The sequence below is a fragment of the Streptomyces gilvosporeus genome (genome assembly GCF_002082195.1).
GTDB classification, from domain to species: domain Bacteria; phylum Actinomycetota; class Actinomycetes; order Streptomycetales; family Streptomycetaceae; genus Streptomyces; species Streptomyces gilvosporeus.
Map to the genome: position 1 here is coordinate 813439 of NZ_CP020569.1, position 19818 is coordinate 833256.

Below are 19818 nucleotides of genomic sequence, written 5' to 3' on the forward strand. Positions count from 1 at the left end.
GAGCCGCCGGCTCTACCCGCAGACAGAGCAGGCGGCCCCGACCAGGTCTTTCAACCCGTGAGCCCGGCCATGTGCTCAGCCCATGAGCCCGGCCTGGTGCGCCAGCAGCGCCGCCTGCACCCGGCTGCCGCATCCCGTCTTCTCCAGGATCGACCGGACGTGGGTCTTGACCGTCCCCACGCCGATGCCGAGCCGCCTGCCGATCTCCGGGTTCGACAGCCCCTCCCCCAGCATGACCAGCACCTCCCGCTCCCGACCGGTCAGCCCCGCCATCCTGCTCTCCGGGGCAGTGGTCCCGACCCCGCCGCCGCTCAGCATCCGCCGGATGACGGCCCCGGTGACACCGGGCGAGAGCACCGCATCCCCCGCGGCCGCCGCCCGCACCGCGCGGATCAGCTCCTGCGGCCCCTCGTCCTTCAGCAGGAAGCCGGTGGCACCCGCCCTCAGGGCCCGGGTGACGTTCTCGTCGTCCCCGAAGGTGGTGAGCATGACGACCTGCGGCTTGGGGTCGAGGGTGACCAGCGGTTCGATGGCTGCGAGCCCGTCGAGTACGGGCATACGGATGTCGAGGAGCACCACATCGGGCCGGTGCTCGGCGGCGAGCCGGGCGGCCTCGGCGCCGTTGACCGCCTCGCTCACGACCTCGATGTCGTCGGCGTGCCGGAGAACCAGCCGGATGCCGTGCCGGATCATCTCCTCGTCATCGGCGAGCAGCACCCGGATCGCGGAACCCGCCCCGGAACCTGCGGAGTTGGCCTGGTCAGTCATGTGTCCTTCTCCCCTGCGGCGGTTCGGTCGCCTTCTCCGTGACCATCGGAACGGTGAATCGGTCGATCGCGATCAGCGTGTCGGCCCGGAAGCAGTAGCGGACGATCTCCAGCCGCCCGCCCCTGGCCCCCTCGTCCACGTACGGATACAGGCAGTCCGTGGCGGACGCCGGCCGCGCCGGCTCGCGCCCGGCGGCGGCCGCGCGCACCGTACGGGAGTCGAAGGACACGGCCCGCTCCACCCGTTCCCGCGACATCCCCACCCGTGGCTCTTCGCCGCTCCGAGGGTGGCCATCGAGCTGCGCGCCGCGCACCAGAGCGAGCCCGAACAGCATCATCACGCCCACCCCCGCCAGGCCGACCAGCCCGATGACGGCACCGCCGAGGCGCCGCTGGAAGGCGGTCAGTCCGCGGGCGGGCTCCTCGACAGCGGGGCGCGGCCCCTCCGCATAGAGCTGGGCTTCCATCGGCTCCACACCGGGCCCGGGGTCGGCAGGAATGACGGCGGTCACAGCGAAGCCGCCGCCAGGCGTCCGCCCCGCCTCCAGGTCGCCGCCGAGCAGCGTCACCCGCTCCCGCAGCCCGATCAGCCCACGCCCGGTGCCCAGCCCGGTCACGGCGGCGGGCGGCACCGGCGGCACACCGTTACGTACCCGCACCTCCACCCGCTCGCCGGCATGGCGGACGGAAACGGTCACATGGGCGCCGGGAGCGTACCGGTGGACGTTGGTCAGCGACTCGCGCACCACGCGGTGCACCGCCCGCCGTAGCCTGGCCGGCCGCGCATCGAGATCGGGCCCCTCCCAGCTCAGCTCAACGGGGATGCCACCGGCGCGCGATTCCTCGACCAGCGCCTCGATGTCCGCGCGCGTGCCCGTCGCGTCCGTCAGCACAGCGGTGCCGGTGTCCCGCCCCACCGGGCCCAGGACCCCCAGCACCTCCCGCAGCTCCTGCATCGCATCGCGGGCGGCACGGCCCACCACAGCGGCCTCGTCCTGCAGGCCGGGGGCCTCCTTGCGCAGCGCCATCTCCAGCCCGCCCGAGTGCAGCGAGACCAGGCTCAGCCGGTGGCCGACCAGATCGTGCATCTCCGCGGCGATCCGCGACCGCTCGCGCACCCGCGCCTCGCTGTCCGCCAGCCGCCGCGCCTCCTCGGCGGCGGCCGTACGCTCCCGCAGCGCCCCCATCAGCCGGTCCTGCTGCCCCGCAACGGTGCCCACCAGTCCGGGCACCACGACCGTGGTGACGGCGAGCACCGCGCCCAGCGCGAGACCGAACGACCAGCCTCCCGGCGGCAGCACGGACGCGAACACCGCACACGTCACCATCGCCACACCGGCCGCCCCGAGCAGCAGCCCCACGCGCCGCCGCGGCGTCTCCCGCTGCCGGGCCGCGGTGTAGGCCGCCACCGCGGTCAGCAACGCCGCCGCGGGCGCCACCCCCATCAGCGCCGCCAGCCCGACCACGCTGACCACCGCAAAACGGCGCCGCACCAGAACCAACGCGATACCGATGACTGCCAGAGCCGGGACCCGACCCGCCAGCCGGGTCTGGATCCACGACTCGCCCAGGTAGGTGAGCAGCACCACCACTGCGGCCAGGGCCGCCTCACCCCCCGCCCGCCATAGCTGCCGCCCGCGCTCGTCAGGCCCCGCGAAGGGGCTGCGGGCCAGGCGTTTCTCGATAGTTGGTGGTGCGCTGGACGTCATGGCGTCGATTATCGGCGGCTTCCTACGGGGATCCCCTGCGCCTTACGGACGACCCGCCTCTACCGATGGACAGAGGCCCGCCCGGCGTCTGCGAACGGGGTGAGCCGTGGCGAGTCACGGACGGCCGGCGCCATCTCGCGCCGCCCCACGCCTTCGATCCGCGGCCTGGACACGGACGAGGTCCGGGCCCGCGTCCAGGATCTGCTCGGACGGGAGGGCTGATGCGACGAGGGACCGGACGGGAACCGACGCCTCGAGCAGCAGGAACCCCCCTTCGCCGTCACCCTCACCCCGCGCCGTCTCCGACGTCTCGGATCGGACCATGTCAGCAACTGGTGACAGAATCCAGGGGTATTGATCACGGAGTGCGACGACGACCCTCTGGTCGCGGGCGGGTCACTGCCGGCCCGCCGGGGCTTCTGATCGAACTACCTTCTGGCGATGTGCAGTGACGGAGCGTGCACTGAGAGGCCACCCCGCTACCGTCCTGCGGGACATTGCCATGACTCTGTAAAAACTTCCGGACTTTGTCCACGTCCTCTTCGGGGAAAGAGCGGTTTGACGGAGGGCGGGTTGGCCCTGGAGGTCCGCCCCTACGCTGGTTGGCGGCGTGCTCAGGCGATCACGCGGCAAGGTAGCCTCGGGGGCCCCGTAGTCGATATGAAAAGAGGACTGGGGTGCCCGTGCCTGATGTCTCCGTTGTCGTGATCGTTTACAACGACGCCGACCGGCTCACGACGGCTGTGCAGTCTGTTCTGGACCAGACGCTCCGCGGAATCGAAGTGCTGATCGTCGACGACTGCAGCACGGACGGATCCTTCGCGGTGGCGCAGCAGCTCGCATCCGCCCACCCGGACAGAGTCAGGGCCCTCCAGCTGCCCGAGAACAGCGGGGGGTGCGGGGCGCCCCGCAACCACGGAGTCGAGCACGCCGACGGCACGTACGTGATGTTCCTGGACAGCGACGACGTACTGGAGCCCAACGCCTGCCGCAACATGCTGGAGGCCGCCGAGCGCACCGGCGCCGACCTGGTCTCCGGCATGTGCGTGCGCGTCAACGTCGACTCCCGAAACAAGAAGTCGACCGAGTGGTACCCGTGGCTCTACGACCGCACCCGCACCATCGAGTCCATCTCCGAACTCCCCGATCTGCTGGTCTTCGACACGCTGTCGACCAACAAGTGCTACCGCCGGGAGTTCCTGCTGGAGGCGGGGCTGAAGTTCCCCGTCGGCATCCACTACGAGGACCTGCTCTTCTCCGCCCAGGCATACGTCGCCGCCCGGCGCATCACGCTGATCCCCAACCGCGTCTATTTCTGGAACGTCTTCGAGAAGGCGGCCACCAAGTCGATCAGCAACCGGCGCCACGAGATCGCCAACTTCGCGCACCGCATGGAGATCCACCGCCGGGTGGACGAACTCCTGGAGCAGAAGGGCCTGGACGACCTGAAGCTCCACAAGGACGTCAAGTTCCTCAAGCACGACCTCGTACTGCATCTGCGTGATCTTCCGCTGCTGGACGAGGACTACCGGCACGAGTTCGCCGAGATGGCCAACAGCTATCTCGGCGGCATCGCACCCGAGGCCCATGAACGCGTTCAGCGCATCCAGGCGATCTGCGCCCACCTCCTGGCCAAGGAGGACTGGGACAACCTGATGCCCGCAGTGGACACCCTCATCAACCGGAACAAACTGTCCTCGCCGCTCACCGAGCGGGACGGCCGCATCTACTGGTGCGCCGAACACCTTGAGGACGCCGAGGGCCGCGCCGCCTTGGACGTCACCGAGGCCGGGTACCACAGCCGCCCGATCAGCGAGCTGTTCCTGCGCAACCAGCTCACCTCCTACGAGGACGACGGACGCGGCACGGTTCGCCTGGCCGGCCAGATCGTCAACCCGCTCGGCAGGATCACGCCGGACACCCCGCTGCGCGGCTCGCTGGAGCTCAGGGCCCGCCGCCGCAGCCTGCAGACCTTCAGCTTCCCGCTCACCTCGCTGCGCGTCGCCGAAGAGGGCCTGGACTGGACCGCCGACCTTGACCTGGCCCGCCGGCTGCGCCCGCTGGGCCTCATCGACGCGGTATGGGACCTGCGGCTGATTCTGAACGTGGACGGCGCGACCACCCGCACCCGCGTCACCGTCGGCGGCGTCAGCCTGGAGCGCGCCCATGCGCTGCGGGTGCGTCCCCGGCTGACCCGGCTGGTCGCGGACCGGATCGAACCCGCCACCTCCAAGCGCGGGCACCTCTCCTTCGTCCTGCACGCCAAGGGTGCGGCGGCCCGACTCACCCACCGGGCGCTGACCCAGGCCCTGCGCAGCCCCGCCGCCGACCTCGCCAAAACCGGCGCGCGCAAGGCCCTCAAGGCCAGGCGCGACATGAACTCCGGGGCGACCAAACTCCGCGTCTACCACGAGGTGTTCAGCAAACTGCCCGTCCGCAAGGGGCTGGTGGTCTTCGAGAGCCACCTGGGCAAGCAGTACAGCGACAGCCCCCGGGCCATCTATGAGGAAATGCGCCGTCAGGGCGTCGAGTTCGAGGCGGTGTGGGCGTACGCGGGTAAGAAGCCCGAAGGGTTCCCCAAGGACGCCACGCTGGTGCAACGCTGGGGCTGGCAGTATCTGCGGGCCCTGGCGCAGGCCGAGTTCTGGGTCGACAACCAGGGCTTCCCGCTGAAGCTGACCAAGCGCCCGAAGACCACCTACATCCAGACCTGGCACGGCTCCGCGCTCAAGCGTATGGGTTTCGACGAGACGCGCCTGAAGATGCAGACGCGGGAGGAGAAGGCGGCCTACCAGGAGGCCCTGGACCGCTTCGACCACTTCCTGATCCGCTCCGAGCACGATGTGCGGACGCTGGCCCGAGCCTTCCGGCTCCGTCCGGAGGTGCTGCTGCGGGCCGGATACCCGCGCAACGACGCTCTGGTGGCGGCGCGCCGCGCGGAGGAGGGCGGCGCCCCGCGCGAACGCGGCCCGCTCGCCAAGGAGTTGGGCATCCCCGCGGACAAGACCGTGCTGATGTACGCGCCGACCTTCCGCGCCAATGCCAACGGCTCGGTGCGTGGCTTTGAACTCCCCTTCGACGTGGAGGAGTTCGCCCGTCGCTTCGGCGACCGCTTCGTGCTGCTGATGCGCTCGCACTACCTCAACCACGTGGTGCTGCCGCCCTCCGTACGCGGCAGGGTCATCGACGTCACCGGCCACCACGACGTCACCCAGCTGATGCAGCTGGCCGACGGTCTGATCACCGACTACTCCTCGGTGATGTTCGACTACGCCCTGCTGGACCGGCCGATACTGTTCTTCGCCTACGACTACGACGAGTACGTCAACGAGGCCCGCGGCACGTACTTCGACCTCAAGGAGAAGGCGCCCGGACCGTTTCTCCGGACGCCCGGAGAACTCTTCGAGGCGATCGAAGGGTTCAAGGCCGCGGACGCCGAACACCGAGATGCCCGGCGGCAGTTCGCCGCCGAGTTCGGCGAGTACGACCAGGGCGACGCGGCCCGGCAGATCGTCGACAGGTTCTTCGGCGGTACTTCGGCCGGCGTGCCCGCGGCTTCCCCGGTCACGGCTTCGGTGGATTCCCCGACGGTCGCCGCGGCCGGTTCATCCGCGGACGTACAGGGGGTGGCACATGAGGGCGCGTGACATCTTCTTGGCCTCCCACAACATCGACGAGACGGGCGGGGTGACCGCCTGATCCCACCCGGTGGCCCGGCTCTTCACCGAGGCGGGCCACCGGGTGCACGTCATCGGCGTCGTCCCGGCCCCGCGGAGCTGCGCGTCGACCTGGGCGAGGACCCGACCTCGCCGAACAGCGACGGCGCGCGGTCCGCGAGGCCGGGATGCAGCAGAACGTCGGCGATCCGTCGCGTCGGCAGAGGTGCCCAGAACGCCTCCGTCGACGCAGGCAGGCCCCTCGAACGTCCGTTCCGAGGTGGAGTGGGCCTGAGGGGCCTTCGGGCTGTCTTCGGCCTTGAGGGCCATCGGCACAGCGGTGGTCGACGAGAACGATCAAGGTCGTGCGCTGGGCGCTGCGACGTCCTGCCGTGGACGGGGAACGCCAGCGCCCAGGGGCCGCGACGTCGGCGTGGATCTACTCGACGGCTTCGGGGCACGCCTTGTGTTCGGCGTGTTCGACGAGTGCCCGGCAGTGCCGGATGGCTCTCACCGTGACGCTGCCTTTCATGACTGAGAGGACCTCGTGGGCGCCGGGGCGGCGAGTTCGCGTACCGCGTCGGCGATGGCTCGGAAGTCCTTGCGCAGGATCTTGGAGTGGTTGCTCGCGACCTTCGCGCTGATCCGGATGTTCGGGTTTCGGGCGAGCACCGGGTCGAGGTTGGCGCGGATCTGTTCCATCAACTTCGGGTCGCCGCCCAAGTTGCCACCCGTGGCGAGCACATACCGGGTCGGTACGGTCACACGGTCGAAGACCGGGTCGAGAGCGCTGGGCGCGTAGAGCTCGTTGATCTCGATGTTGATCTCGGCATGTTGCGCGGCGCTCATCCGCGCTGCCAGGCCAAGCCGGCGGCCGATCGGAAACAGCGGGCTCAGTCGGCGGAACAGCTTCCGGAGGTGCTCCCGGGCGGCGTCGTCGAGCCACTCGTGCGGGAGTGCGCCGTCCACGGACACCGCACCCAGGACGCGCTCCGGATTCCGCGCGGCCCAGTGGATCGCGAGCATGGCTCCGTAGGACCAGCCCACCAGGATCGGCCGTTCCACGTCCCTGGCTTTGAGGACGGCGTCGATGTCACGCAGGCACGCCTCGAACGAATAGTCCGCCGAGCGCTTCGACTTGCCGCGGGCACGCTCGTCGTAGGTGAGGTGCCGGTAGCCGCTGCCGAGGTCGGCGATGACGGGCCGCCAGTGCGACTGGTCGGCGTAGGAGCCGTTGAGGTAGACCACGGGACGGCCGGGCCCGCCGGTGTCGGTCACGGCCAATGCGGTGTCATCGACCGGCACCATGCCGGTGAAGGCGGGGTGCTTGATGGTCATGGTGTGCCTTTCTCCAGGGTCGGAACGTGGATCAGGAGCGAGGGGTGGTGAAGTCGCTGTAGGTGGTTGGGCCGCGCGCCTCGGTGGCCTCTTTTGGGGCCGGGTGACGTTAAAGGCTGCGGGCGGTGATGTCGCCGTAGGCGGTGGTGGCGTGGAGCTTCACGCCGGGTGTGCCGTCGGTGTTCTTGAGTGAGTTGTGGATCCGGCCGTAGGTGGTGCCTGCGTCCAGGGAGGCGGAGACTCCGCGGGCGACGCCGACCGAGATGTTGCCGGCCTGTGTGTGCAGCGTGACCGTGCCGCGGGCGGCCTCGGCGATGTGGAGGTCACCCTTCTGGGTGCTGATGTCCGCGGGGCCGCCCAGGCGGCCGACGGAGATGCCTCCGGCGAGGAGGACGAGGCTGGCGTCGGCGGTCTCGTCGAGCTTGACCGAGCCCTGTGCGCCCTCGAAGGCGACATCGCCGAGCTGCCCCACGCCCCGGAAGTCGGCGCCGGCCGCCTTCGCCTCGATCCGGGAGCCGGCGGGCAGTTGGACGGTCACCTCGAGGGAGCCGGAGCTGCCGAGGACCCGGTTGGTCGCCGCTGGGGTCTCGATCCGCAGGACGCCGTTGCCGTAGACGACCTCGGTCTGCTCGGCCGCCTTCACGTCGCGACTCTTGGCGGCGTCCGTGGGCAGGATCTCGACCGTGGTGTCGGCCCGGTCGGCGGCGATGAACCGAATGTGCCCCGCGGGGATGTCGAGGACGGTCAAGATCGGGGCGGGGGTGTCGAACTTCCGCATCGTTGCTCTCCCTCTTCTGCATCGTGCGCCTCTGCGCCTCTGCGGCACGATGTTTCTGATGTCGAAAACGCTACGTTGCGTTCGGAGAAGCAACAACTGAATCGCAGCACATAATCGCTATTTATGCAGGTAGAGTTCGAGAATTCGTTGCAGCGACCTTCGAAGTGAATGCAACAAGGTTCACCAGGTTCGTTGCAATGGACTGGAAGTGAACGCTATGCCGGACACACCGCAGACCACGAAGGAGACCGCGATGCCGGGAGGCAGACTCACCCAGCACGAACGCCAGCAGATCGCGCTGGGACTGGCCGGCGGCCTCGCCTACGCGGAGATCGCCAGACGCCTCTGCCGCCCCACCTCGACGATCACGCGCGAGGTGATGCGCAACGGCGGCCCCACCGACTACCGCGCCGACCGCGCCCACCGGGCCACCGAACGCCGCGCCCGACGGCGCAGGCGGACCGTCCCCCGCGGGCCGCAGGCGTCCCCCCAGCCCCATGGACGCGACGCCGAGGTGGTGCGCGCCTACGAGGAGACGTTCACCGCCGTCCTCATGCAAACAGGCATGCCCAAGATGATGTCCCGGGTGCTGGTATGCCTCTACACCACCGACGCGGGCAGTCTCACCGCGGCCGAACTCGTCCAGCATCTCCAGGTCAGCCCGGGGTCCGTCTCCAAGGCGATCGCGTTCCTGGAGAGTCAGGGCCTGGTGCGAAGGGAACGCGACGAGCGTCGCCGCGAGCGCTATGTCGCCGACGACGACGTCTGGTACCAAGCGATGATCGCCGACGCCCGCAGCACCGCCCACCTCGCCGGAACCGCACGCCAGGGTGTCGGGGTCCTGGGCCCTGGCACCCCGGCCGCCGCCCGCCTCGAACGCATCGCCCGCTTCGTCGACTTCGTCTCGGAGAACATCGCCCGCGCCGCGGAGCAGGCACGCGACATCCTCCACGCGAAACCCGAGACGACCTCGGAGAGGGCTGAGTCCGGAGTCGCCGACGGAGGCCGACTCCTTCGGCCGTGATCGGGGCGGCAGCCGTCGTCCTGCCAAGCGGCCGTTTGCCATCCGTCCGCAGACTCCGAAGAAATTCGCGCGTGGCCACCTGCCGCAACCTCGCCATTGGCGCCCTCCGCCTGGTCGGCTTCACGATCACGAGCTGCACATCGCGACGCTTTTCCGAAGCCCTGGGGAGATGCTCACGCGCACCATCAGGATCCGACGCACAGTTATGCAACAGTGAGCTGCACGCGATTATCCCAACCTCATACGCAACATTGGAGTTTTCTCTTGCGGCACGTACTCGGCCAACTGTAGCCTGCGGTACGCAAAGATAAGGGCACGCCAAGTGGCATACCCATCGCGCGGAACGGTCAAAGTCTCAGGCTGCTTCAATACTGCTCTACGACATTCAGTAAAAAGCTGCCACGGGACTCGCTACCGGAAAGTCTCTGCACCGCGCGCTTTCTGAGAAAACGGGGGGCGAAGAGATGCATTCCCTATTGACGAGAATATGGGAATGGTGTCGACTCGGGCACCTGATTCAGAGTGTCATCGCAGGCCTGACGGCGTTCTCGTGCGCCACTCTCCTCGCCGCGTCCCCAGGGCGAAAACACGGGCCCGAGATGATCGGTTCGCCTGCTCTGCCCGGAAGGCGTGTGACACCTCCGGAGCTCCGCGGGGCTGTGCGCCGCCTGGGAGGTTGGGTACAGGCACGGGTTCTGATAGCCATTCAGGTCATCGCGACTCGCCCGCGCCCGCGACCCTCGGCGATTTCGATGGTTCCCACGCGCCGCTGGTGACGCGGTAGTGGGCTTCGCGTCAGGCGTTTGCCGGCAGCGATACCGATTTCGCAGCCTGGCACCGTCGAAGTCCGTATGAACAAAGTGCACCCTCTTGCGCCGTCCATCCGGCGTTCTCGCCCCGGAAGCCCACGCGCGCGGCGGGGGCAACTCATCGACGCACTCGGCTCCAAGCCTTTCGATCCACCCGGCCAGGGCGTCGACCGAATCCGATAGTTCCGCTCGAAAGACATCGGGGGAATTCAGCAATGACCGAGCCCACCAGCATGCCCGCCCGCACGAACCGGCCGGCCGGCACTTCCCGAGCGCGGACGAACATCCAGATCTCCTTTGCTCCGGGAGCGGTAGATCTACCGTCGCTCGTACCGATCATGTTCACCTTCATGTTCCGGAACATCGCCAGTGACGGATTCGTCTTCAGCGATCCGCAGTCGCCGGGCGACATTTCCCGGAACTCGAAGCCGGGTTGCATCATCGCCGCCCCGTCCTTCCCGGCCGACACCCCCGGCATCGACGAGGACTACGTCTTCAACTGGGTGCGCGACGGCGCCATCACGGCCATGGAGGTGGCCAAGGCCGACATGCCCACCCGCCCGGGCGGGACGGTGCAGACGCTCAACGACTACGTGCAGTTCGCCGACCTCTGCCACTCCAACGCCCAGCCGCCGTTGACCAAGGGGCACGCCTGCTTCAACATCGCCGGTGACGCCCGCCCGTGGACCGAGCAGAACGATGGTCCGGCCCTGCAGACGATCACCATCCTGGCCGCCTACGACCAGCTCGATGTCGGCACCCAGAAGCGGGCGGTCGACCTGGTGAACTCGAACGTGGCCTACCTCCTCGGCGTCTACCAGGGCCCCACCACGAACCTGTGGGAGGAGCACAGCGGGTACAGCTTCTTCGCCCGCGCCGCCCAGCTGCGCTGCTTCGAGGAGATCCAGGGCTCGACCATCGTCGGCATCGACAAGCCGACCGGACTGCGGCCCGCCATCAAGTGGCTGCGCCAGGCCCTTGCCGGCCACTGGGACGGGAACACGTACATAAGCATGCTGGCCGACCCCGGTGACGGGTCCCAGCCGTCGCCCCAGAATCCGGTCGTCAGCGGTTACGACCCGAACATCGACATCGTCCAGTCGGCCGTCTACGGCGCCGTTCCCGTCACCGACACCAAGCTGCTGGCGACAGCGGCCCAACTGCGCTCGCAGTGGGAGGAGGGCGGCATCGCCTTCTACCCGATCAACAAGGCCGACAAGGAAGGCTTCGGTATCGGCCCGCTGTTCGGCCGCTACCCGGGCGACGTCTACAACGGTGACACCGCGCACCCGCAGCTCGGCGGCCACCCCTGGGCCCTCTCCACGTTCAACGTCGCCGAGCTGCACTACAAGCTGGCCGGCGCGATCAAGGCGAGCGGCAAGGTGCCCATGGACGACCTCTCCGCACCCTTCTTCGCCCAGTCCGGCATCGACGCGTCGACGGCCCCGGCGGCAGCCGCCGCCGCCTTGACGGCGACCGGTGACGCCATGATGCAGGCCGTCATCTACCACAGCGACAACCTGGAGCTCTCCGAGCAGTTCGACGGCACCACCGGCTTCGAGCGCAGTGTGCACAACCTGACGTGGAGCTATGCCGCCTACCTGTCCGCCATGCGGGCCCGGGCCGAGGCCGTGTGACCCATGGCCGACCGACTCGAAACCCCACCACCACACCGGCCCCGGCCGCGCTTGGCAGCGGAGGAGTGACTGCCCCATGTACGCGAAGTTCCCCGAGGGGGCGGCGCAGCGCACCGACCCCGCGGCGGCGTCCGAGGTTCTCTACGACGCCGTCATCGTCGGCGGCGGGATCGCCGGCGCCCTCATCGCCTCGCGGCTGAGCGACGCCGGCAAGAGGGTACTGCTACTCGAAGCGGGCCCGGCCGAGGATCTCACGCTGAGGGGCTACGAGAGCTACCTCGACCGCTTCTACTCGGCCGCCAGCAAGGACAACCAGTCTCCCTACCCGGTCGTCGCCAACGCCCCGATGCCCCGCGGCACCGACGCACGGCGTATCGTCCCGGGCGCGCCCGACACCTCGGCCTACATCGTCCAGAGCGGGCCCTTCGCCACCGACACCACCTATACCCGGGTGCTCGGCGGCACCACCATGCACTGGGAGGCCAAGACGCTGCGGATGCTCCCCGAGGACTTCCGCATGCATACGCTCTACGGCGAGGGAGCCGACTGGCCGCTCGCCTACGAGGACCTCGCCCCGTACTACAACGAGGCCGAACGCGAGATCGGCGTCTCCGCCGATGTGAAGGACCAGGCCTACCTCGGGATCGCCTTCGACGAGGGCTACGTGTTCCCGATGAAGGGCCTGCCCCTGTCGTACCTGGACCGGACGGTCGCCAAAGACCTCGACGGGATGCCGGTCGAGCTCGACGGGGAGCGACGCGAGCTGCGGGTCCGGCCGTTCCCGCAGGGGCGGAACGGGATACCGAACCCCGCGTACGACGGCGGGAAGGGCTACCGGCCGCGAGGTGCAGTGAGCACGTACCAGGTCGAGGTCGGCGGGCGGTGCCAGGGCAACAACAACTGCGTGCCCATCTGCCCGGTACAGGCCAAGTACCACGCCGGCAAGACCCTCGCGGTGGCCCTCCAGAGCGGCCGGGTCGACCTGGTGGCCCAGGCGGTGGCCTACAAGGTGCACGTCGACGAGCGGACCCGCCGGGTGACCGAGATCGAGTACCGCCGCTACGACCGGCCCGACAGTCCCGGCTTCACCACCGTGCGAGCCCGGGGACGGCTGTTCATCCTGGCCGCCAACGCGGTGGAGAACCCTCGGCTGATGCTGGCCTCCGGCCTGCGCAGCTCCAGCGGCCTGATGGGGCGCAACTTCATGGACCACGCCTATCTGTTGGCGTGGGCCCTGCTGCCAGAGGTGGCCGGCACCTTCCGGGGCACGAACTGCACGGGCGGCATCACCGACCTGCGCGGGGGCCGCTTCCGCCGCCGCCAGGCGGCATTCAGCGTCGACATCCACAACGACGGCTGGGGCTGGGCCCGGGGGGCGCCGATGACCGACCTGATCGACCTGGTGGACGCCGGTGGCCGTTACGGCGAGTCCCTCCGCCAGGGCCTGGTGGACCGGGTGTCCCGCCAGCTGCAGTTGGCGTTCATGGTCGAGGTCCCCGCCAACCCGAGCAACCGGATCACCGTGGACCCGTCCTACACCGACCACCTGGGGAACATGCGGCCCGTCCTCACCTACGACATCCCCGACTACACGATGCGGGGGGTGGCATACGCCAGGCAGCTGTCGCGACGGATCTTCGCCCGCCTCGGTGCCGAGGACCACACCCAGTACGACCCGAACTTCTGGGGCTACGCCGTCCACGCCGGCGAGGGATACGAGATCCGAGGGGGCAACCACCTCGCCGGCACCCACACGATGGGCCGCACCCCGTCGACCTCGGTGGTCAACCCGGATCAGCGGTGCTGGGATCACGAGAACCTCTATCTGGTCGGCGGGGGAAGCATGCCCACCGTGGGCACATCGAACGTGACGCTCACCATCGCCGCCCTGTGCCTGCGCAGCGTCCGGGCCATGCTGGCCCAGCTCGACGCCGAGACCGCACCGATCACCGTCACCTCGACCGGAAACGGCCACAACCGGCCTCAGGAGGTGGCCCGGTGACCGCATCGTCCATCAACGACCGTGACGACCTGATCAGCTATCTGCACGTGGCGATGGCCCTCGAACACGCGACCATCCCCCCGTACCTGACCGCGTACTACTCCATACAGCCCACCACCAACTCCGACGCCGCACACATCATCCGGGTGGTCGCGGTGGAGGAGATGCTGCACCTGACCCTCGTCGCCAACGTCCTGAACGCCATTGGGGGGCGGCCCGACCTGACCCGCCCCGGCTTCGTGCCGTCCTACCCGGCCTACCTGCCCGACGGGGAGACCGACTTCACCGTCGAGCTGCGGCCCCTGTCCCCCGAGGCGGTGGAGACGTTCTGCAAGATCGAGCGGCCGCGCCAGGCCCCCAATGCCGACGCACGGCTGCTGCGCACACCGGACGACGGAAATCCGGTACTCGCCTTCAGCCCGACGGCCGAGGGGATGCGCTACTACAGCATCGGCGAGTTCTACGCAGAGATCATCGAAGGGCTGGAGAGGGTGGCGGCCGACGACCCCAAGCTCTTCTCCGGGGATCCGGCCCTGCAGGTGGGGCCCGAGTACTTCTACTCCGGCGGCGGGGCGGTGATCGTCGTATCCGACCTGGACTCGGCCTGCCGGGCGCTGCGCTTCATCGCCGCTCAGGGCGAGGGCCTCGACTCCGGCGTCCACGACGCGGACGGGGAGCTGGCCCACTACTACCGGTTCCGGCAGTTGCAGCTCGGCCGCTACTACCAGGTGGGCGACGCCCCCGACGCACCGTCGGGGCCGCCGCTCAGCGTCGCCTGGGACGACGTGTACAAGGTGAAGGTGAGTGCCCGGCTGGCCGACTACCCGGCGGGTTCGGAACTCGCCCGTGCCGCCCTGGACTTCAACGTCGCCTACCGGGCCTTCCTCGTCCTGCTCACCAAGGCGTTCAACGGGCGGCCGGGCCTCCTACAGGACGCCGTCTGCGACATGTTCCGGCTGCGCGACGGGTTCAACCTTCTGGTACGCAACCCCCTGCCGGGCAGCGACGGCCTGCACGCCGCTCCCACCTTCGAGATCCCGGCCGCATTCGGGGCCGATCCGGAGGCTGCACCGGCCGCCGGCGAGAGTGCCCAGGGGGTGACGCGGTGACCGCCCCGTCGTTCGAGGAGTTCCTCTCCCTGTCGGTCGACCTGACCGCCTTTGAAGAGACGGCACTGCTCGGCACCGGTCTGGCCCGCCCTTACCTGGCCACAGTGCGGGCCGCCTGCGGCGATGAGGTCGTCACCGCCCTCCTGGACGCCCACCGGGCAGCCCGGGCGCACGCGGCCGTTGATGCCCGCGGCCATGACCGGGCCCTGCCCGACCCGGCCTTGCTCGACCGCGCTCTGCTCGACCGCGCCCTGCGCCACCGGATCTTCAGCGACGACCGCATCGGCCCGGTGGCCCGTAACGTGATCAAGCTCTGGTACGCCGGGACGTGGTACCCGCTGCCACCCGAGTGGATCGACTGCTACGGGGCCCGCACGGCGGCCGAAACCCCCGCGGTCACCGCCGCCGCCTACCAGGAGGGGCTGCTGTGGCGGGCCATCGGGGCCAATCCGCCCGGTGCGAAGGCCCCCGGTTACGGCTCCTGGGCTCAGCCACCCCGCATCGAGGACCGCTACCTGAATGGGGCGACGAAATGACCGACTTGGCGCATCGCCTCGGCCCGGACAAGGTGAAGCTCGGCGTCTGCTGCACCCTGTGGTGGAACGACGACTTCCCCGCCATCGACGCCGGCATCTCCTTCGGCCAGGCCGTGAGCGAGATGGCGCTCGCCGGCTTCCAGGGCTGCAGCATCGGGCACAAGTACCCCTCGGACGCCGCCGTGCTCAAGGCCGCCCTCGATCTGCGCGGTCTACGGGTGTCCGAGCCCTGGACGAGCACGTACTTCACGATCGACAAGATGCGGCACAAGACGATCGCCGCCTTCGAGAAGACACTGGCCCATGTCAAGGCGCTGGGCGGGACCGAGTTGGTCGTGGCCGAGTTCGGGGCGTCGTCGCACCTGCTCCCCGTCGACGTGTTCGCCAACCGCCCGGTTTTCACCGACGCCCAATGGGACGCCTTGACGTGGGGCCTGGACGAGCTCGGCAAGATCGCGGGCTCGGTCGGGATGAAGCTCAGCTATCACCACCACATGGGTACCGGCGTCATGACCCGGGCCGATGTCGACCGGTTGATGGCCTCGACCGATCCGGACCTCGTGCACCTCCTGCTCGACACCGCCCACATCGCCTTTGCCGGCGACGATCCACTGGAACTGGCCCGGGCTCACGCCGACCGCATCGGCCACGTCCACATGAAGAGCATCCGGCCCGAGGTCGTGAGCCGGGTGCGTGAAGAAGGTCTGTCGTTCCAGGAGGGCGTCGAACTCGGCGTCTTCACCGTGCCCGGCGACGGCGCGATCGACTTCCGGCCCATCCTCGAGGTGCTGGCCGACGCCGGCTACCAGGGGTGGCTGGTCGTCGAGGCCGAGCAGGATCCGAACAAGGCCAACCCGCTCGAGTACGCCAAGAAGGCCCGCGCCTATCTCGCCGACGTCTTGGGCTGGTAGCGAACGGAGGACACCGGGAATGAACGCGACATTCAAACGGGACGTGTTCTTCAGCTTCTTCATGTTCACGGCCGATTTGAGGCCGCAGGACTCACGCTATACCGCAGTCCTGATCAATCATCTGAAGGCCCTCACCGACATGGGCTACGACGGCTTCGACGTGCACATCGCCTCCCAGCCCGCGACCGTCAACCACAAGCTGGAGACCGACAGCTATGTCGCTCTCAAGAAGGCATTCGACCAGGCAGGGCTGCAGGAGGCGAAGTTCACCACCAACGTCGGAACCACGCGGACTTTCGACCCGACGTCACCGTACGAGGAGCAGCGCAGACAGGCCCTGTCCTACCTCAAGTCACGCGTGGACATCACGCGGGTTCTGGGCGGCGACTCGATCATGTCGGGGCCCTTCCTCTACCCCTACGGCGTCTTTCCGCTCACGGACACCAATGAACCGCTGTGGAGCGACGCCCTCCAGGACTGGATGAAGCCCCGCTATCACGCGGCCCGTTCCGTCTTCGAAGAGCTGTCGGAGTACGCAGCGGCGCGCGGAGTGCAGCTCGCCATCGAGCCCGTCAAGAGCTGGGAGACTCCCCCGCCCAACATGGTCTCGGAGGTACTCGACTTCCTCGATGGCCTCCAGAACACGCAGGGCGGCGTCACCATCGACACCGCGCAAGTCGTGATGGAAAGCCAGGGGCCATCGGTCTTCAAGGGCAATATCGCGCGAGCCGTACGGAAGGATCGACTCTCCTACGTCCACATATCCGCACCCGACCGGGGTGCGGTGAAAGACAGCTGGATCCCGTGGGACATCATCCTGAACGAGATCGAGCCGGTCTATCGCGGGCCGTACCTGATCGAAGTGTTCAACGCGATCCCGCCGTTCGACAACTCCATGCGCATGGCGCGCCGGCGCTTCTGGCGGCCGGGCGAGGACGACCCGGTACCGGGCGTGGACAGCGCCTACGACGTCGCGAGGGCTGCGTTGGCGGAACTGCGAGAGCACATCTCATAACCTCGGAAAGGTCCCGCATGCTGGCTCAGGTGTCAGATCCCCTCATCATGGTCGTGAAGCGGGAAGGCGATGTCCGTATTCACACCTTCGTCGCCTCCTTCGCGTACAACAACATTGCGAACGCCACGCACATCATCGAAACCAGAAACCAACTGGTCCTCGTCGATGGGCAGTTCCTCGTTCCTTACGCAAGGGCGTTCAGGGACTACGCAGACAGCCTGGGCAAGCCGATCGACCGGCTGTACCTCTCGCACCGGCACCCTGACCACTGGTTCGGCCTGGGGGCCGCGTTCAGCGACATCGAGATCTACGCGTTGTCCGAAACCATGGACTTCATCCAGGAGCATGGGGAGGACTCCAGAAGTGACCACTGGAAACTCGGTGATCTCGTTCCCGAGCACATCGTCGTTCCCAAGCAGGTCGTCAGCCCCGGAGGGGAGACGATCGACGGGGTCAGGTATGTCTTCGATCGCGTAACAGACACCGAAATCGACTACCACCTCACCATCAGGCTCCCTGAGCTGGGAGTGTATGTCGCTCAGGACCTGCTCTACAGCGGCACCCATCTGTACCTCACGAAACACCTGGACCACTGGATTCGGGTGCTCCAAGAAATGCTGGTGTCGGACTACGAGTTGTTCCTGCCGGGTCACGGCCTGCCGGCCGACAAGAATGAGGTCGCCCGGAACGTCGAGTATCTGTCGACCGCTCGGCAGGCAATCGGCAACGGACTGGCGGACGACGCCTTCAAGGCTTTCATGCTGCAGCGGTATCCGGAACGCAAATGCCCGGGGATCTTCGACATCTACATGCCCCGGCTGTTCGGCAGCGCGAGCGACTACTGACGGCGGAGGGGATCACACCATGAGCGAGGGTTCCACCGTTGGACGGTACCTGGTCGATCGGCTCCGTCAACTGGGGCTGGGGCATCTGTTTTCCATCGCGGGCGACTACTCGATAGAGTGGCTGAACCGGTATGTCACACCGAGCAGCATCGAAATCATCGAGGAAGTCAACGAGGTAAACGCCGGTTATGCAGCGGACGGGTACGCGAGACTGAAGGGTATCGGGGCCCTCTGTGTGACCTACTCCGCGGGCGCATTGTGTGCCGTGAACGCGGTCGCCGGCGCCTACGTCGAGAAGGTGCCGCTCGTGCTGATCAATGGCACACCGAGCATCAAGAAGACTCTCACCTTCGAGCAGACCGGTTTCAGTGCGCATCACTTCATCAGCGGCCGTGAAACAGATATGCAGTCGTTCGAGCATATAACGGTCGCCACCATACGAGTCGACAGCCCGGACCTTGCGCCGACGCTCATAGATTATGCACTGACCCGGTGCATAACCGAACGACGCCCGATCTACATCGAACTCCTCCAGGACATGGTCGACTTGGAGTGCGAGCCGCCGAGGGGCGTTCTGAAGCCGGCCAGGACCCTATCGGACGAGACCAGCCTGGAACAGTCGGTCGCACGGATCTGCGCACAGCTGGAAAGCGCCGAGAACCCGCTCGTCTGGTTGGGCGTAGAGATCGACCGGCTCGGCCTTCAGGACAAGGCCATGAGCCTGATACAGCAACTGAACGTCCCCTTCGTCACGGAACTCCTCAGTAAGGCCGTCCTCTCCGAAGACGACGCTCTGTTTGCCGGCGTGCTGGACGGCCAGGCATCGTCGCCGGCCGTGACGGAGCTGGCCGCGACATCCGATTTCGTCCTGGGCCTCGGCGTATGGCTGACCGACATCAACTCGTTGGGCTGGGAACCGGACTACGACAAGACCGCATTTGCGTCGTTCGACGCGGTCAAGTTCGGAACCTACTTCGGCGGGCAGGTCGCGCTGGAGCACCTGATCGACGGCATACTGGCCGAAAAAGTGGCACCCAAAGCGCGGAGGTTGCCGCAGAATCTGGCGCAGAGCGCGCGGACCGTGGGCTCGTCCGATGTGATCACGTACCAGGGGTTCTACAACTTCATCCAGCAGTACATCGACAGGAACACCGTCGTCAGCGCCGACGCGAGCATGAACTACTTCGGAAGTTTGCTGCTCGAAGTGCCGGGGCCGGGCGGGTTCGTCGTTCAGTCGTCCTACTCATCGATAGGCTACAGCGCGGCGGCTGCGACGGGTATCTGCCTGGCAAAGCGACCCGACCAAAGGGTCATGGTCTTCACGGGTGACGGCGGCTTCCAGATGACCGCCCAATGTCTCTCGACGCAGACTCGTTTCAAGCTCAACCCGATCATCTTCATCATTGACAACGGCGTCTACGCCGTGGAGCAGTGGCTCGCCGATGCATCGGTCTTCCATGCCGACAAGCCGTTCTACAAACCGTGCGTCCTGCACCGGTGGAATTACAGCATGCTCTCCGAGGTGTTCGGTTGCCGGGGTTGGGAAGTCGGCACGTATGGAGAGCTGAGGGATGCCGTCACCGGTGCTCTGAAGAACGCGAACAGTCCCTCCATCATCCAGGTCCGAGTACCGGACAAATCGATTCCCGACAATGCCAAGTGGAAAGCCCAGTAGCAGGACA

At 67.7% G+C, this 19818-nt stretch carries 14 protein-coding genes; 10 read left to right on the forward strand and 4 right to left on the reverse strand.

Annotated features, from left to right (window positions below; all coding sequences use genetic code 11):
• Positions 1 to 75 precede the first annotated feature (75 nt).
• Both B1H19_RS03845 and B1H19_RS03850 read right to left on the reverse strand, forming a co-directional pair.
• A complete protein-coding gene (locus B1H19_RS03845; protein ID WP_083102924.1) occupies positions 76 to 768 on the reverse strand; it encodes a response regulator in 693 nt (230 codons plus the stop codon).
• Positions 761 to 2476 (reverse strand): sensor histidine kinase, encoded by a 1716-nt coding sequence (locus tag B1H19_RS03850; protein WP_083102926.1) that lies wholly within the window; start codon positions 2474 to 2476, stop codon positions 761 to 763. The genes B1H19_RS03845 and B1H19_RS03850 overlap by 8 nt, the downstream gene beginning before the upstream one ends.
• Positions 2477 to 3159: 683 nt before the next feature.
• On the opposite strand from B1H19_RS03850, the gene B1H19_RS03860 reads away from it, so the two are divergent.
• Entirely contained in the window at positions 3160 to 6123 is a 2964-nt protein-coding gene (locus tag B1H19_RS03860) for a bifunctional glycosyltransferase/CDP-glycerol:glycerophosphate glycerophosphotransferase (RefSeq protein ID WP_418361422.1), read from the forward strand.
• 537 nt (positions 6124 to 6660) lie between these two features.
• Here B1H19_RS03860 and B1H19_RS03865 read toward each other — a convergent pair.
• Positions 6661 to 7470 carry an alpha/beta fold hydrolase gene (locus tag B1H19_RS03865; RefSeq protein ID WP_083102935.1) on the reverse strand — a complete coding sequence of 270 codons (810 nt, stop codon included), beginning with the start codon at positions 7468 to 7470 and terminating at the stop codon, positions 6661 to 6663.
• A 109-nt stretch (positions 7471 to 7579) separates the two neighbouring features.
• Positions 7580 to 8248, reverse strand: coding sequence for a DUF4097 family beta strand repeat-containing protein (locus B1H19_RS03870; protein ID WP_083102938.1), 669 nt, complete (start codon positions 8246 to 8248; stop codon positions 7580 to 7582).
• 253 nt (positions 8249 to 8501) lie between these two features.
• Here B1H19_RS03870 and B1H19_RS03875 point away from each other — a divergent pair, with 253 nt between their 5' ends.
• The 9 genes from B1H19_RS03875 (at position 8502) to B1H19_RS03915 (ending at position 19811) form a co-directional block, all read left to right on the forward strand.
• Positions 8502 to 9272, forward strand: coding sequence for a GbsR/MarR family transcriptional regulator (locus B1H19_RS03875; protein ID WP_083109413.1), 771 nt, complete (start codon positions 8502 to 8504; stop codon positions 9270 to 9272).
• Between the two features lie 1147 nt (positions 9273 to 10419).
• Positions 10420 to 11718: a glycoside hydrolase family 15 protein gene (locus B1H19_RS03880; protein ID WP_203237089.1), complete on the forward strand. Its 1299-nt coding sequence runs from the start codon at positions 10420 to 10422 to the stop codon at positions 11716 to 11718.
• 76 nt (positions 11719 to 11794) lie between these two features.
• Entirely contained in the window at positions 11795 to 13720 is a 1926-nt protein-coding gene (locus B1H19_RS03885; protein ID WP_083102941.1) for a GMC family oxidoreductase, read from the forward strand.
• Positions 13717 to 14829, forward strand: coding sequence for a ferritin-like domain-containing protein (locus B1H19_RS03890; protein WP_203237091.1), 1113 nt, complete (start codon positions 13717 to 13719; stop codon positions 14827 to 14829). Before B1H19_RS03885 ends, B1H19_RS03890 begins: the two co-directional genes overlap by 4 nt.
• The gene (locus B1H19_RS03895; protein ID WP_083102944.1) at positions 14826 to 15365 is read left to right on the forward strand and encodes a hypothetical protein; all 540 of its coding nucleotides are present in this window, start codon (positions 14826 to 14828) and stop codon (positions 15363 to 15365) included. The genes B1H19_RS03890 and B1H19_RS03895 overlap by 4 nt, the downstream gene beginning before the upstream one ends.
• Positions 15362 to 16276 carry a myo-inosose-2 dehydratase gene (iolE, locus tag B1H19_RS03900; protein ID WP_107425870.1) on the forward strand — a complete coding sequence of 305 codons (915 nt, stop codon included), beginning with the start codon at positions 15362 to 15364 and terminating at the stop codon, positions 16274 to 16276. The genes B1H19_RS03895 and iolE overlap by 4 nt, the downstream gene beginning before the upstream one ends.
• Positions 16277 to 16295: 19 nt before the next feature.
• Entirely contained in the window at positions 16296 to 17291 is a 996-nt protein-coding gene (locus tag B1H19_RS03905) for a sugar phosphate isomerase/epimerase family protein (RefSeq protein WP_083102946.1), read from the forward strand.
• A 29-nt stretch (positions 17292 to 17320) separates the two neighbouring features.
• Positions 17321 to 18136 carry an MBL fold metallo-hydrolase gene (locus B1H19_RS03910; RefSeq protein ID WP_203237092.1) on the forward strand — a complete coding sequence of 272 codons (816 nt, stop codon included), beginning with the start codon at positions 17321 to 17323 and terminating at the stop codon, positions 18134 to 18136.
• A gap of 19 nt (positions 18137 to 18155) precedes the next feature.
• Positions 18156 to 19811 carry an alpha-keto acid decarboxylase family protein gene (locus tag B1H19_RS03915; RefSeq protein ID WP_083102952.1) on the forward strand — a complete coding sequence of 552 codons (1656 nt, stop codon included), beginning with the start codon at positions 18156 to 18158 and terminating at the stop codon, positions 19809 to 19811.
• The last annotated feature ends 7 nt before the right edge of the window (positions 19812 to 19818 follow it).

Excerpts from the sequence above, each read along its gene's own strand:
- B1H19_RS03845 (WP_083102924.1), bottom strand. The coding sequence starts at position 768 with ATGACTGACCAGGCCAACTCCGCAGGTTCCGGGGCGGGTTCCGCGATC.
- B1H19_RS03850 (WP_083102926.1), bottom strand. The coding sequence starts at position 2,476 with ATGACGTCCAGCGCACCACCAACTATCGAGAAACGCCTGGCCCGCAGC.
- B1H19_RS03865 (WP_083102935.1), bottom strand. The coding sequence starts at position 7,470 with ATGACCATCAAGCACCCCGCCTTCACCGGCATGGTGCCGGTCGATGAC.
- B1H19_RS03870 (WP_083102938.1), bottom strand. The coding sequence starts at position 8,248 with ATGCGGAAGTTCGACACCCCCGCCCCGATCTTGACCGTCCTCGACATC.
- B1H19_RS03875 (WP_083109413.1), top strand. The coding sequence starts at position 8,502 with ATGCCGGGAGGCAGACTCACCCAGCACGAACGCCAGCAGATCGCGCTG.
- B1H19_RS03880 (WP_203237089.1), top strand. The coding sequence starts at position 10,420 with ATGTTCACCTTCATGTTCCGGAACATCGCCAGTGACGGATTCGTCTTC.
- B1H19_RS03885 (WP_083102941.1), top strand. The coding sequence starts at position 11,795 with ATGTACGCGAAGTTCCCCGAGGGGGCGGCGCAGCGCACCGACCCCGCG.
- iolE (WP_107425870.1), top strand. The coding sequence starts at position 15,362 with ATGACCGACTTGGCGCATCGCCTCGGCCCGGACAAGGTGAAGCTCGGC.
- B1H19_RS03905 (WP_083102946.1), top strand. The coding sequence starts at position 16,296 with ATGAACGCGACATTCAAACGGGACGTGTTCTTCAGCTTCTTCATGTTC.
- B1H19_RS03915 (WP_083102952.1), top strand. The coding sequence starts at position 18,156 with ATGAGCGAGGGTTCCACCGTTGGACGGTACCTGGTCGATCGGCTCCGT.